The organism is Stenotrophomonas sp. STEN030, assembly GCF_056759995.1.
Genome location: NZ_JBRREB010000026.1, coordinates 25,683 through 38,880 on the forward strand (window position 1 = coordinate 25,683; position 13,198 = coordinate 38,880).

General features: G+C 62.0%; 13 protein-coding genes. 1 reads left to right on the forward strand and 12 read right to left on the reverse strand.

The features are described from left to right. Window positions 1-32 precede the first annotated feature (32 nt). The 12 genes from ACVOLR_RS10790 to ACVOLR_RS10845 all read right to left on the reverse strand — a co-directional run bounded on the left by ACVOLR_RS10790 (window position 33) and on the right by ACVOLR_RS10845 (window position 11,581). Window positions 33-2,180, reverse strand: a complete 2,148-nt coding sequence (locus tag ACVOLR_RS10790; RefSeq protein ID WP_481536408.1) for a pilus assembly protein TadG-related protein — start codon at window positions 2,178-2,180, stop codon at window positions 33-35. Between the two features lie 8 nt (window positions 2,181-2,188). Beyond that, window positions 2,189-2,593, reverse strand: coding sequence for a DUF3613 domain-containing protein (locus ACVOLR_RS10795; protein ID WP_481536409.1), 405 nt, complete (start codon window positions 2,591-2,593; stop codon window positions 2,189-2,191). Continuing rightward, window positions 2,590-3,435: a tetratricopeptide repeat protein gene (locus tag ACVOLR_RS10800; RefSeq protein ID WP_481536410.1), complete on the reverse strand. Its 846-nt coding sequence runs from the start codon at window positions 3,433-3,435 to the stop codon at window positions 2,590-2,592. Before ACVOLR_RS10800 ends, ACVOLR_RS10795 begins: the two co-directional genes overlap by 4 nt. Further along, complete coding sequence (locus tag ACVOLR_RS10805; protein ID WP_481536411.1) at window positions 3,435-4,367, reverse strand: type II secretion system F family protein; 933 nt, start codon at window positions 4,365-4,367, stop codon at window positions 3,435-3,437. The genes ACVOLR_RS10800 and ACVOLR_RS10805 overlap by 1 nt, the downstream gene beginning before the upstream one ends. A gap of 37 nt (window positions 4,368-4,404) precedes the next feature. Continuing rightward, entirely contained in the window at window positions 4,405-5,319 is a 915-nt protein-coding gene (locus ACVOLR_RS10810; protein WP_481536412.1) for a type II secretion system F family protein, read from the reverse strand. Continuing rightward, window positions 5,316-6,671 (reverse strand): TadA family conjugal transfer-associated ATPase, encoded by a 1,356-nt coding sequence (locus tag ACVOLR_RS10815; RefSeq protein WP_481536413.1) that lies wholly within the window; start codon window positions 6,669-6,671, stop codon window positions 5,316-5,318. The genes ACVOLR_RS10810 and ACVOLR_RS10815 overlap by 4 nt, the downstream gene beginning before the upstream one ends. Before the next feature lie 2 nt (window positions 6,672-6,673). Beyond that, complete coding sequence (locus ACVOLR_RS10820; protein WP_481536414.1) at window positions 6,674-7,924, reverse strand: CpaE/TadZ family protein; 1,251 nt, start codon at window positions 7,922-7,924, stop codon at window positions 6,674-6,676. A 27-nt stretch (window positions 7,925-7,951) separates the two neighbouring features. Further along, complete coding sequence (locus tag ACVOLR_RS10825) at window positions 7,952-9,199, reverse strand: type II and III secretion system protein family protein (RefSeq protein ID WP_481536434.1); 1,248 nt, start codon at window positions 9,197-9,199, stop codon at window positions 7,952-7,954. An 83-nt stretch (window positions 9,200-9,282) separates the two neighbouring features. Beyond that, window positions 9,283-10,338 (reverse strand): Flp pilus assembly protein CpaB, encoded by a 1,056-nt coding sequence (gene cpaB, locus ACVOLR_RS10830; RefSeq protein WP_481536415.1) that lies wholly within the window; start codon window positions 10,336-10,338, stop codon window positions 9,283-9,285. 30 nt (window positions 10,339-10,368) lie between these two features. After that, window positions 10,369-10,851, reverse strand: a complete 483-nt coding sequence (locus tag ACVOLR_RS10835; protein WP_481536416.1) for a pilus assembly protein — start codon at window positions 10,849-10,851, stop codon at window positions 10,369-10,371. Further along, window positions 10,844-11,377, reverse strand: coding sequence for an A24 family peptidase (locus tag ACVOLR_RS10840; RefSeq protein WP_481536417.1), 534 nt, complete (start codon window positions 11,375-11,377; stop codon window positions 10,844-10,846). The genes ACVOLR_RS10835 and ACVOLR_RS10840 overlap by 8 nt, the downstream gene beginning before the upstream one ends. Before the next feature lie 15 nt (window positions 11,378-11,392). Further along, window positions 11,393-11,581, reverse strand: coding sequence for a Flp family type IVb pilin (locus ACVOLR_RS10845; protein WP_481536418.1), 189 nt, complete (start codon window positions 11,579-11,581; stop codon window positions 11,393-11,395). A 488-nt stretch (window positions 11,582-12,069) separates the two neighbouring features. Between ACVOLR_RS10845 and ACVOLR_RS10850 the strand changes: the two genes are divergently transcribed. Then, window positions 12,070-13,023: a helix-turn-helix domain-containing protein gene (locus ACVOLR_RS10850; RefSeq protein WP_481536419.1), complete on the forward strand. Its 954-nt coding sequence runs from the start codon at window positions 12,070-12,072 to the stop codon at window positions 13,021-13,023. Window positions 13,024-13,198: the final 175 nt, after the last annotated feature.

The following is a 13,198-nucleotide window of genomic DNA, read 5'->3' on the forward strand; positions in this document are numbered from 1 at the left end:
GGTGTGGGCGTCTGCACTGTTTGGGGTGGCCCTCATTCGACCAGCTGGCTGCGGCCGCATTGGATCGACTGCATATGCACGTCGGTGCGGCCCAGCTGCAGGCCCAGCACGTCCGACAGCAGCTTTGAGAGCAGGTTGCCGACGCCATTGAGCAAGGGCCGCAGGGTATTGTCGATGACCGGTTTGAGCAGCAGGCACAGCACGCTGCCACAGTTGCCGCTGCCAGTGACCGGGTTGTAGCCGCCGTTGCCGCTGAGGCCACCGGGCTTGGTCTGCAGGTACTTGGCCAGCGAGTTGCTGACGCAGTCGTTGAAAGCAAGACCGGCGATCAGGCCTTGGCAGGAGGTCAGGCCGAGCACGTCGAGCAGGCCGCCGAGCACGCTGGGCTTGCTGATCGTGGTTTCGTAGAGAAAGCCCTGCCAGACATCGCCTTGCACCTTTTTCGGCGTGCAGCCCAGAAGCCAGCTTTCGCAGGTTGGGATTTCAGTGGTCCAGCTGCCCAGTGCCGGCAGATTGGCATCGCTGTTGCCGTTGGTCAGGGCCTGAACCACGACGGCGGGCTGGTACAGGCCATTTTTCTTGGTGGCTTCCAGATACTGCACCGCCAGATCCTTGGCCGCATCGGTGCTGTTGCCTTGTGGTGCGAACAGTGACTGCACGGTGCCGAGCAATGCGTCGACCAGATCCGAGACCAGCGTGCCTACCTTCAGATCATTGGGTTTGACGGTGCCGGTCTGGCCCGCGCTCAAGGTGAGTTGATCACGTTGTGACAGTGCTTCAAGAGAGATTTTCTTGTTGAGTACATCGCGGCCGAGCAGGCTGACCAGGGTTTCGTTACCCAGCCCCGTGCGGCATAGCTCGCGGGTCGAGTCCCATGGCGTTGTGGCCTTGCCGATGCAGACATTGGCGATGGCGCTGGTGACGTCGACAGTGGCGGTAGCAGGTTGGGTAGAACAGTCGATGGCGGTGAGTTGCCCGAAGCCGTCGATTACATCGATGTAGGTGGGCAGCTTGATGCGCGTGCCCAACCAGTTCAGTACCGTGCCGAGCGCGGGAATCCGTTGCGAGTCGATATCCAGGAACAGGCGCACCTGGCTGTTGTAGGCGGTGGTGCCGACCGGGCCGATGCCGATCGAGGCGGGTTCGACAATGCTTGCTTTGGCTTTTAGCAGGCCGAGCACGTCCAGCTGCGGTATCTCGACGGCGTGCTTGGAATTGGCGATGGAGATGCTGGTGCCGAGGAGATCGAGAGCGTTGAGGTCTACATCCAGTGCGCCGTTGGCCGCTTCGCTGCCGCCGGCAATCTTGGCGAACAAGCCCCCGCTGCTGGTAGTGGAGCCCAGCTGCACCAATGCGTTGCTGATGCCGGCGCCAAGCAGCTTCTGCTGCAGCAGGCGCAGGTCAACCCCAGCCAGCCCCTGTTGGCTGGCCAGCGAGGCCATGACGTCCAGTAGTTTGCCGACGGAGACCTGATTGGCGGCAAGCAGATTGTTGAATTCGCCGACATTGATGTCGGTGGCAACGGGAATGCCCAATGCCTGCAGCAGGCCGCGGGGGGTGATCTTGAGGTTGGCCAGGCCCTGATAGCTGGCGATCTGGGTCTGGGTCAGATCGACGCCGACCAGCCGCAGTATTCCCTGCAGCGGCGCATTGCTGTTGGTGTTGAGCAGCCGCGAGCCCACGCTGAAAGCCGCTTGCGGTGCTGTGCGCTTGGCCACGGCGGTGGCGCTGATACGTGGCAGGGAGGTGAGCTGGCCCAGCAGGGGTACCGCTTGCCGCGAGGCGGTGACCTGGACGGCATTCAGGGGGCGGTTGCTGGCAACACCGACAAAGCGCGCTCCGGGCGCCAGTTCGGCACCCCAGTAGCCGCAGTTGATTGCCAGCTGGCCGGCGAATTGATTGTCGGTCAGTGCGTTGTTGCGTGCTGCCAGATTGTCTTTGTAATCGGTGGTGCACAGTTCCAGCCGCTGCGCGCCAGCCAATGCAGCCAGATCGGCGGTCTTTTGAACATCACGCTTGCTCCAATACAGGTAGCCCACCTCGACCAGACCGAGTATCACCACCAGCCCAAGCAGCAGCAACAGCATCGGCAGGCCTGCACCGCCGCGTTGGTGCGCGCTGTTGGATGGATCGCGTAGCGCGCGTGACAATGAAAGTGATGACCGCCGCGGGCTGTACATGGTGGGCCTCAGCGGCTACCGCCGCCTTGCTTGGGATTGGGGAGCGCTGCTTCGAAGTACTCGGGGATCGGGTGGTCAAAACTGTTGAGGTAACGCTGGTAGCTGCGACTTGCGGCCTCGCCAAGCATTGGCAGCGCAGTGCCGGGGCGGCTGTTGTCAGCCTGCAGCTGTAGCAGGGCGCGGGTGGTGTCACCTACCTGCGAACGTGGCAGGTCGGCGAAGGTGGTAGCCGGTACCGTCGCGGCTGTAGTCGGAGCGGCGGCTGCAGCAGTGCCGTTGCCTGGGTTTGTGCCGGTTCCGGTGCTGGTATCGGACATGCGTTCGATCAACGGTGCGTGCTGGTCGGCTGCTGATGCGCAGCTGCCGAACGTGGCCAGCAACAGTGCTGCGGTAATGGATGCCGTTCGGATCATGGCGTTACCTCCTGCGAAGGGTTCGACGAGGGGCTGAAACGATCAAGCATCGAGCTGGGCGGGCGCGGTACATGCCTGCTGCTGGTTGCAGGCTGCTGCGCGGCCAGGGTGGTTGCATTGCGTGCTGCCGTTGCAGCGGGAACGGCAGCGGCTACTGTTTGTCGCAGGGTCTGTGCGAGTCGGTAGATTTCGTTCCTGGTCGGTGGCGGCAGGTTCGCGCGTTGCATCATGCTTTCTGCCGTCGCCGCCTGGCCGGACAGCAATGCCCACAGCGCCAGATTGGAGATGGCGCGGATATTGTCCGGCCCCAACTCGGCTGCCTTGGCCAGCGGCGCCCGTGCTTGCTCGACTTGACCAGCCTGCAATAGTGCAAACCCAAGATCGCCGAGGTAGGCGACATTGAGTGGGTCGGCACGCACCGCGTTATCGAGCGCAAGCTGCGCGCCGGAGTGATCACGTGTGCTGGCCGCGATCAGCCCAAGTCCATGCCAGGCCGGCGCGGCCTGGCCGCCCTTGGTCAAACTCCGGTAGATGCTGGCTGCGGTTTGGTCATCTCCGGTTTCGCGCAATGCATTGGCTTGCAGGATGCGCAGTTCCGGGCTGTCGCCGAAGCGTTGTCGGAAGGCATCGATGTGTGCCAATGAAGCGTAATAGGCGCCTTGCTGCTGCATCTGTTTGAGCAGGCCAAGATACATCCCGCGGTCGTCCTGCGCGGCTTCCACCAGCGCTGGTTCAACCGGCGGCTGCTTGTAGGCGGCACGGTTGCCGCCACAGGCGGTGAGCAGGGTAGGGGTCAGTACGATCAGTAGTAGTGCTTTGATCTTCATGATGTCGGCTTTCATTACATCCCCTTGATCGCGGCGGCCAGCGAGATGATGGCCGGCCCGGCCAGTACCAGCATCAATGCCGGCAGCAAAGTGATCATCATCACCACGGTCATCTTGACCGAGAGCTTGCCAACCTTCTCTTTCATCCTCATGCGGCGCTGCTCGCGCAGGCGCATGCCGAACTGTTTGAGTGGCTCCTGCACTGCACCGCCGTGTTGGTGCACCTGCAATATCATCTGGATAAGGCTGCGCAGGTCGTCGTTGTCAAAGGAATCAGACAGGCGTCGCAGTGATTGCGCGCGACTGCGACCGCGGCTATAGCTGGCATTGGCGAGTTGCAGCTCACGGCCCAGCACGGGAATGGCGATGTGCAGTTTTTCGCCAACCATCTGCAGGCTCTGGTCGATGCTGAAGCCAACACCTTGCAGCAGGCGTAGCAGGTCGATCAGCAAAGGCAGTTCTTCATCCACTTTTCTGCGTAGGCGCCCAGCCCAGCTGCGCAGCAGCAGCTTCGGCAGCAGAATGCCCAGCGCAAAGCCAACCAGCACGATGATAACCATGTCGCCGCCGTGCGGTCGCAGCACCAGTACGGCAAGGAACGGCATCAGCAAGGCCAGCAGCAATCGTGCGGCCAGAAATGCGGCGGTGCCGGTATTGTGGTTCCAGCCCACTTGTTCCAGCAGCAGCTTGTCTTCAGGCGCCAGCAGTGCTTTCTGCACGCGGCTGCCATCGAAGTGTTGGCCGATGGCGGCAAGATCAGTCAGACGTTGCTGCCACCACCCGCTCTTCTGTGCGTTGTCCTGTTCCACGTGCTGGGCGGTGTCCAGGGCGCTCTGCAATGCCGCACCGGCTTGTTGGCTGCGGCGCCCGCGGTAGAGCAGGCCGGCCGCAGCCAGCACCAGGGCCAGCACGACCAGCATCATGGCGATGGCGTACAGCTGGTTCATGCGGCTCTCCGATGGAGGTGAGGGGCGATTGACGACGTCATAGCGATTTGGCCAGCCGGTACAGCAGGAAGCCGCCGCACAGCTCAAGCAGCACCGCGATCAGCAGGATCTTCTTGCCGAGTGGCTCATGGAACATGGGCTGGAAGAAGTCCGGGCTCATCAAGGCCATCGACAAGGCCGCTCCCACCGGCAGCAAGGCCAGCACCCAGGCGGACATACGGGTCTCGGAGGTGGTTGCCTGCAGCTCGCGCTGCACTTCTTCCAGATCGCGCATGAAATCGCTCATGCGCTGCAGGATCTGATCGCTGCGCCCGCCGATGCGGATGCTGGTGCCAAGAATCACCGCCAGCATTTCCAAGGGGCGCAAGCGATAGGCCTGCGCGGCGTGTTGCAGGGCGCGATCCAGGTCCATGCCTGCACGGGTATAGGTCAGTGCGTTGTCGAGGATGGGACGCAGCGGCGGATCAACATTCTGGGTGGCACTCTGGAAGGCCATCGACAAGCTGTTGCCGATGCCGGCCATGCGCACCATGTTTTCAAGGAAATCCGGCATCTGCGCGACCAGCCGCTGTTGGATCTTGTCGATGCGCCGGTATAGCCACAGCGCCACCCCCAGCAGGTACAGCGCCAGTACGAACGCGCCAAACCAGGCGCTACCAAGGCGCAGGCCAGCACCGATGGTGATGGCAATGCCGGGCAAGGCGATCAGGATCAAGGTTCGCACCGAGTCTTTCAATCCGGCACGACGCAGCAGTTCGGCCCAGCGTTTGCTCGGTGGGCGGCTGTTGCGAGCTTCATCGGCGGCGCGCTGCGGATCGGGCTGCGACAGCCGGGTGTCGGCATGGCTGGCGGCGGCGCGCTGTTGAACGCGGGTAGCCAAGCCCCACCACAGAGCCATGGCCAGGGCCACGAGCAGTACCGCAAAGCTCCCGAGCAGCAAGGGCAGCATCATGAGGGGAAGCTCCCCATGTTGGCCTCGCGCAGTTCCTGCCGGAACGGTTCGAGCTTGTGGCAGTGTGGGTGGAAGCCCAGGCCTATCCAGCGGTCGCGCTCGCGGCTGTCCTGGTCGATCCAAGCTTCGTGCTTGAACAGTTCCTGGCTGGTGATGACGTTGTCGCTGACGCCGGTGATCTCGGTGATGGAGACGATCACCCTGCGGCCACTACCCAGGCGCGAGATCTGCACGATGAAGTCGATGGCGCCGGCAATCTGCCGCCGCAGGCTGTCTTCGCTGCCCTGGAAGCCGGCAAAACCAGCCAGCATTTCCAGTCGATACAGGCAGTCGCGGGCGTTATTGGCATGCACCGTAGCCATCGAGCCGTCGTGGCCGGTATTCATCGCCTGCAGCATTTCCAGCACCTCGGCGCCACGTACTTCGCCAACCACGATGCGATCAGGGCGCATGCGCAGGCTGTTGCGGACCAGCTCGCGGATGCTGACCGCGCCGCTGCCGTCAAAGCCGCCCATGCGGGATTCCAGCCGCACCACATGCGGGTGGTTGAGGGCCAGCTCAGCGGTGTCTTCGACGGTGATGACCCGCTCGTTGTGGGGGATGAAGGTTGCCAGCGCGTTGAGCAGCGAAGTCTTGCCCGAGCTGGTGCCGCCGGAGATCAGGATGTTGCAGCGGCCGCGCACCATTGCGTTGAGCAGCGCGTACATCGGTTTGTCGAAGGCGCCGCGTCCCAGCAATTCGTCAGGAGTGAACGGGTCCTTGCGGAACTTGCGGATCGACACCATCGGCCCATCAACGGCCAAGGGCGAGATGATGGCGTTGAGACGGCCGCCATTGGGCAGGCGCGCATCGACCATTGGATTTGAGTCATCCAGGCGGCGGCCGAGCGGGGCGATGATACGGCGCAGGATACGTAACAGATGGCGGTCGTCGCCGAAGCGCTGGGTAGAACGGCGCAGCATGCCGCCGGCCGATACATGTACGTCCTTGTAGCCGTTGATCAGGATGTCCTCGATCTCCGGATCGTGCAGCAGGTCATCGAGCGGACCAAAACCAGTCAGTTCCTTCTGCAAGGCGCTGGCAACGGCTTCCATCTCGTATGCGTTGACCGGGATCTTCCATTCCTTGACGAAGGCCGCGGTCTGCGTGCGCACGAACTTTCCGATGGTTTCTGGTGACCAGGAGTCGATGTCGACGCGCTGATCTTCGACATGGTTCAACAGATATTCGTGTGCCGCCGACAGCACGGTCTGGAACTGCTCGGTCTGCTCGAACGGCACGTTCGGCACTGGTTCCACCGACAGTGCTGCTGCGGCGATGCGCGGGGACAAGGGGGTGACTTTGTCTTCCATTGTTATCTACCCAGCAAAGTAGCGAGACGAGCCAGCGGTGAGGCCGGTGCGGTGGGCGGGGGCGTTGCCAGCCGGCGCCGGTCCAGACGTTGCAGCAGGGGCTGCAATGCCTTGAGATAGGGGTCGCGGGGAGCAGCGTCGGTCAACAAGCGACCCAGTCCTGCGTTGGAGCGCAGTACCCGTGAACGATCCGGAATGGTGGCCAGCAGCGGCAGGTTGAAGCGCTGTGCGATCTGGGTGTCGGCCAGCCCGCCGTTGGCATCGAAGCGATTGACGATCAGCTGCAGGCGCTCGTCGCGCAGGCCACGGCTTTCCAGCTCGCGCATGGTCTGGTCCAGCGATACCAGCGAGCCAATCGCTTGGTCGGTAACCAACCAGACTTCGGATGCGCTCTTGAGCAAGGTGGTTGGTAGTAGCTGCACCGGCAGGCCGCCGACATCGCACAGGCTCAGCGGAAAGACGCTGCGCAGTCGGTCGAGCAGGGAGATGGGCTCATGCTTTTTCAGCAGGCTGCCGCTGGCGATGCCAAGCAGGGCCATGCCGCTGGCATGGTGTGCAAACGCGGTGGCTGCGAAGGTGCGATCCATCCGCTCGACGCTGCGCAGTGCTTCTTCATAGTTGAAGTGACTTTCCATGCCTAGGTAGAGCGCTGCATCGGCAGCGGGTTGGCCAAGGTCGATCAGCAACAACCACCCCTGCAGGCCGGCAACATCGGGCGAGACCGGGTTTTGTTCGGCCAAGCTCACGCCGAGATGGGTCGCCAAGGTGCTGGTGCCCACGCCGGGGCGCACCCCCAGCAACACGATCAGGCGGCCGTCCGGGCGCAGTTCCGGTGCGGCGGCCGCACGTACTGGGCTGGGAGCTGCGCCGACGCGCTCAAACACTTCCAGCATCTGTGCCGTGCTGTTGTCTATATCTACAAAGTCGCAGACGCCTGCGCGCATCGCCGCCAACAGGTGTGCAGCCTGTTCCGGGCCGGTGGTGCCCAATCCAATCAGTGCAGGGCAGTCGGGCAGGGCGTGCAGCTGCCGGGCGACGTCGGTGGAATAGGCTGCATTGCCACCGCAATAGTCGAGCAGGATGAATGCCGAGCCGGCAGCGGCATCGAGCAGCTGACGCGGGTTGGTTTCGCGACTATCAACCCAGCGCAGATTGGCCTGCCCCGCCAATACTGCACCCAGACGCGCCATATGGCGGTTATCCGGTGCGTATAGCAGCAGATTCAATTCGGGATGGCGCTGGGTCTGGGGCAAGGGCATCACCGGGGGCATGGGGACACTTCAGCGTGAGAAGCCAGGGAGTTGGTCGGGGCTGGCCGGGTGCAGCAGCCACGCGCCCCAGACCGGTAGTTTGGGTTGTGCTTCGCGTTGGCCGGGCAGCGGAATATCGGTGCCACGTGCCAACGGTTTGACCAGGCGCGGTGTCACCACGATCACCAGCTCTTTGTCCTCGCGCTTGTAGCTGAGGTTGCGGAAGAACGAGCCAAGAATCGGGATGTCGCCCAGCAGAGGGATCTTGTTGACGTTGGAGGACAGCTGGCTGCTGACCAACCCGCCGATGACGAAGCTCTCGCCATCGCCAAGCTCCACTGTGGTGTCGGCGCGGCGGGTAGAGATGGCGGGAATCTGGGTGCCATCCAAGGTGATACCGCGGGTGTAATCCAGGTCGCTGGCTTCCGGTGCCACCTTCAGTGCGATGCGGTCGGCCGACAACACCGTTGGTGTGACAGTCAGGCCGATGCCGAAGGGTTTGAAGGTCACCGTGGTCGTACCAAGCCCTTGCGGCTCCAGGATTGGCAGTTCGCCACCGGCAAGAAAGCTTGCGCTCTGGCCTGACAGTGCTACCAGGGTCGGCTCGGCGAGCACCCGTGCCATGCCATTGGCTTGCAGCAGATCGATATTGGCATCCCAGGCGCCAGGGATGGATTTGGCTACCAGCTTGAAAGCCGATGAAAGCGCACCACCGTCATTGCTGCCACTTGGCGAGGTGATGCCGTAGCTGAAGCCGCCGTTGATGTTCTTGAAGCTGATGCCGACCTGGCGCAGTACGCTTTTGTTGAACTCCACAACTTTGACTTCAACCTGCACCACGCCGCCGCTGGCAATGGTCGCTGCGTCGCTGATCATGCCTTTGTCACCGATTGCCGAGGCAGCAGCCTTGCGACGCGCTTCATGCTCAAGCAGTGATGGCGCACTGCCAGATAGCAGGGCTTGGCCGCCTTGTACGGTGAGTTGGTTGCCGCTGCCATCAAGCAGCCCGCCCTGTACCGCATTACGCACTTCAACCCGGATCCGGGTTGGCGCCGCCTGCTTCTGCAGCCACAGCAACAAGGTGGTGCTGCCTGCGGATTTGCCAACCAGCAAGGCCTCGCTGTTGCGACCGATGCGGGTGATGTCTGCGATGGAGGGGTCGGCGATGGCGATCCGCTCAACCCCTGCTGGCAGGTTCCAGGGGCGCTGCTCGTTGAGTTCGAGCACAACGCTGTTGCTGCCCGCCTGTGCCTGCGCGGTCTGTGTCAGCGGTGGCATGAAGCCACTCACCGCCAGTAGCGCAAAAGTGAACAACGCAGATGCAGTGATGGAAGAACGCTGGTGCAAGATGATTCCCCCGGTCATGGCGAAGACTGCTGATTGGAAGGGGTCGTGCCGCGGATGATCTCGATGCCTTGGTGGCTGGCTGGACGTGCGCTGCGGCGCCGTGGCGCGGCCGAAGCAGCAGCCGGCGCGGGCGTTGGGCGGCTGCTGCCGCCTGCCAGCGCGTTCAGGTCGATACCGGCATAGGCGCGGTTTTCTGGGCGCGCGGCGGCTTCAACAGCCGTTTCGTCCAGATTGCCGCGTAGCGCCAGCACCGCTGCCGGCGTTGTAAAGATGGATTCATCCGCCAATCCAGTGTCGCCGGGATTGCGCAGCGCAAGGAACAACTTGCCGCTATGTGCGGCCAGCAACAGGCGCCCGGCATCCTGCACCGGAACGGCCAGGATGGCGCTGCGTGCCTGTGCCGCATCCGAGCTTGTTGAACTGCCGTTACGGCCATCGCGTGATGCGATGGTTTCGGCGCGGCTGCCAGGCTCCGGAGACGAAGAACCAACTTCGTTGCTCTGTTCGTCGGCACGGTTGCTCACTTGGCCTACATCGGCGTTGCCATAGCCCAATACCTGCAGGCGAGAGAGCAGCAGTCGTGCCTGGGTATTGCTCTGGCCGCTGCCAGGGCTGGATGGGTCCTGCAGGCTCATGAATACATCGACGTAATCGCCGGGCGTGACGCGGTTGCTGACCCCGGCAAGCTCATCAACCGGCACCGCTACCGCGCGTTCGCCAGGTTTGATGCCAATGGCGATGCCTTGTAGCAATTGTTCGCTGGTGATCATCGCGCCGGCAGCGATGTTCCTTGCCGGCGTGCGTCCTTCCACTTCGCTGATGGCGGTGTAGCCGCTAGCTGGTGGCAAGGCCATTTCGGTGATGGTGAGATCGGCCGCTGTGATTGGTTGGCCGGCGGGCAGATCCTTGCTGGCGACCACCATCATCCGTTTGGATGGATTGGCCGGTAACGTCGCGCTGCTGACTTCGGCGGTCGGCGTTGCACGTCGGCCGATTCCGAAGGCCAGCACCATCAGCAGTGCTGCCACGGCCAACAGCAGGATTGCAGCTATGCGTATTGCCTTGGGCATCTTGAAGCTCCTCCCCCTTGGAGTCCGCGTTTAGCGGTCGCCTAGATCCAGTTGAACAACGGCGGTACTGCTCAATGACTTGCCCATGGTCCAGCCCATCAAGGTGCCGGTGCCCGGCATGAAGGGATGCGCGTCATGGTTGTACGAAGTAGTTACCTTGATGCACTTGACAGTGCTATCGGCAGCGCAGGCATAAGGTTGAGAGACGGCTATCGGCGCTGCACTGGCGCTGCTGCAGGCGGCCGAGGTCTTGGAGTAATTCAACAGCCATTGCATCGAACGTGCGGCGGCCTGGCAGGCGTTGCTGCGTCGTTCTGCGGTGCTTCCATAGCGTAACGATGCGCGAGCCCCCTCACCGGCGGCTAACGCCAGTGACTGCTGTGCGGCAAAAATCATCACTCCGGTGAAGGTGATGAACAACAGTGGCAGTACGCCAAACATCATCATCAAGGCGAACTCGATGGTCACCACGCCGTGCATGCGTCGCCGAGTTGGAACTATCTGCCTAGACATGACCACCTCCGCCAACCACGATGACGATCATCGCCAGCCCCAGGTACGCGGCATAAGGAATGCCGCGGCGACCGCGGCGCGCCGAGCGCAGATCCATCTGCCAATCCGCTATCAGGCTGGAACCCTGCAATGACTGCACCATCTGTTGCAGTCGAGGCGGTGTGCAATAGGCTGCTTTCGGCCAGGTGATGGTGACAAGTGCATGCGCCCCGGCAGCCAAACTGGCGATCATCCAGATCGGTAGCAGTGCATTGCTGCCCAGTAAAAAGCCGATCACCGAAAACAACTTCACATCACCTGCGCCCATCCAGCCGATGGCATAGAAGGGCAGCAATGCTGCCAGCCCGATCACACCACCGAGCAGGCAGCTGGCAAACGACGGTGGGCTGTCAATCTGCAACAACTGCATCGCCGCCACACACACAAGTACAGTCAGCAGTACCCGGTTCGATACCCGCCTGGCGACCAGGTCGCTGATGGCGACATGGGCGCCGAGCAACATTGCCGTCAGATAGGCGATGGTCATGGCGGCAGCCTTGGCTCAGGTGGTACCGGTGTCGGCACCGCCAACCAGTTCGGTGAGTTTGTCGAGGACGGTCTGGAATACGGTTCTCAGACCATCACGTGCGAAGAAAATGATCAGGCCCGCCACAACGGCGGCCAGCAGCCCGTACTCAAGGGCGGTCACACCGTCTTCTTCCCGGAAAAACCTGCGCAGCTGTGCGTTCATGATGTTCTCCCTGATGACCCGGTGTCGGTGTTGCACCGACAGAAAGCCGGGCGATGGGCATTGCTGCCCGATTGAGGTCATTGGGATACGCATGACACCGGCAAGAGTGTGCCGACGGTCGCTCAGGTTGCCGGGTAGTGCCGGCAGTTCCCTACCTTTGCTTCCGTTGTCCCCTGTCGGCATGCAGCGCATGCCCGGAAGCATCATTGCAATCGGCCTCGTCCACGGATGCGCAAATTCGGCAAGAATGAATTGTTTTTCATATATGTGATGGACTTCGCGAATAGTGAGTGGCGGAGCCAGCGTGAAGGCTTGTTTTTTTTGTCAGTATCCAAGGCGCAGGGGCTGTTGAATGCGTCTGTCATGGCGGTTCCGTAATACGAGTTTCAGGCTGTGCGGCAGGGGATTGCAGGTTTTGCTCGTTTACCTGCAACGGATGGTCGGGCTTCTGAAGCGCGTCCCTGACTCAGGGGCGCAAAGGCGTTCACATGGATGCGGTAGTCGGCGGAAACGGTTTGCGATCATTTGATCTGGCGTCGCTGAGCGGCACGCTTCGCGTGTGCCACGTTGAATTGGTGTTGCTTGATGATCAGCCACCCACGGCATCGATCACCTCGTTTGTTCACGACCAGGCCTTGTTGTGTACGTTCGAGGTCGGCGCGCGTACACGTGGCCGCTTCATGTTGCCGCTGGATTGGTGCTTATTGGGATGCCTGCAGACGGTGGACCCGGAAAGTAGCTGGTGCCATGGCGTGCCACTGGTATCGGGAAACATCGTGTCAGTAATGCCTGAGGGTGTTACCGAGTTTGCCTTGGGCGCCGGCAGTCGGATGACCTTTGTACTGGTCCCGCTCAAGCGTTTCCAGGAGCGTGCGGCAGCGCAGCGTTTAGGTGGTCTTCTGGAAGAAGCCGCCGGCGTACCAGTGTTGAGCAACCGTCCGCATATTCCGCTGCAGGCCTACTACCAGGGGTTGCACGAGCGGATACACCAAGGCGAAGTCGGCGGCGACGAGATAGATGCCATGCTCGATGCCCACGTCAAGGAAGTAGTGACCAATGGCGCGCCCGAACGCGCTGGCTGCAATCGCAGCCGACGCGCTCGCTATCTGATTTTTCGCCGCGCCGAAGACATGATGTATGCAAATCTTCGCCGTCACATCTATATGCACGAGCTGTGCGACGCCGCTGGGGTCAGTGAGCGGGCACTGCGCTATGCCTTCGAGGAACTGGTGGGGATTTCCCCGGTGCGCTATTTGTCGATGCTGCGTCTATGTGAGGCTTGCCGCAGTCTGTCCAGTGCGGATGCAGGCCGCAAGTCGGTCAAGTCAATCGCGCTGAGCTGCGGCTTGTGGGATTTGTCGCGTTTTGCCGACAGCTATCGCAAGGTATTTGGTGAGTTGCCGAGCGAGACCTTGATGCGCGGCACTTACTCGCCTGCCTGAGCTGCGTAAAGCGGCTGTGTGATGCGCATCACTTAATCGCCGCGGTTGCCGAATACGTGCATTTGCGTGCCGCTAACGGGTATCGCTTTGCCAAATTGCCCTATGGATGTGCCGGATGCGGGCAAACCATCGCGTGCGCAAGCGTTGTACTGGCCTCACGAACCAAGACCTGTCC

Coding starts and splice junctions, on each gene's coding strand:
- ACVOLR_RS10790 (WP_481536408.1), bottom strand. CDS start 2,180: ATGTACAGCCCGCGGCGGTCATCACTTTCATTGTCACGCGCGCTACGC.
- cpaB (WP_481536415.1), bottom strand. CDS start 10,338: ATGCCCAAGGCAATACGCATAGCTGCAATCCTGCTGTTGGCCGTGGCA.
- ACVOLR_RS10810 (WP_481536412.1), bottom strand. CDS start 5,319: ATGATGCTGCCCTTGCTGCTCGGGAGCTTTGCGGTACTGCTCGTGGCC.
- ACVOLR_RS10800 (WP_481536410.1), bottom strand. CDS start 3,435: ATGAAAGCCGACATCATGAAGATCAAAGCACTACTACTGATCGTACTG.
- ACVOLR_RS10815 (WP_481536413.1), bottom strand. CDS start 6,671: ATGGAAGACAAAGTCACCCCCTTGTCCCCGCGCATCGCCGCAGCAGCA.
- ACVOLR_RS10845 (WP_481536418.1), bottom strand. CDS start 11,581: ATGAACGCACAGCTGCGCAGGTTTTTCCGGGAAGAAGACGGTGTGACC.
- ACVOLR_RS10805 (WP_481536411.1), bottom strand. CDS start 4,367: ATGAACCAGCTGTACGCCATCGCCATGATGCTGGTCGTGCTGGCCCTG.
- ACVOLR_RS10850 (WP_481536419.1), top strand. CDS start 12,070: ATGGATGCGGTAGTCGGCGGAAACGGTTTGCGATCATTTGATCTGGCG.
- ACVOLR_RS10840 (WP_481536417.1), bottom strand. CDS start 11,377: ATGACCATCGCCTATCTGACGGCAATGTTGCTCGGCGCCCATGTCGCC.
- ACVOLR_RS10825 (WP_481536434.1), bottom strand. CDS start 9,199: ATGCCACCGCTGACACAGACCGCGCAGGCACAGGCGGGCAGCAACAGC.
- ACVOLR_RS10835 (WP_481536416.1), bottom strand. CDS start 10,851: ATGTCTAGGCAGATAGTTCCAACTCGGCGACGCATGCACGGCGTGGTG.
- ACVOLR_RS10795 (WP_481536409.1), bottom strand. CDS start 2,593: ATGATCCGAACGGCATCCATTACCGCAGCACTGTTGCTGGCCACGTTC.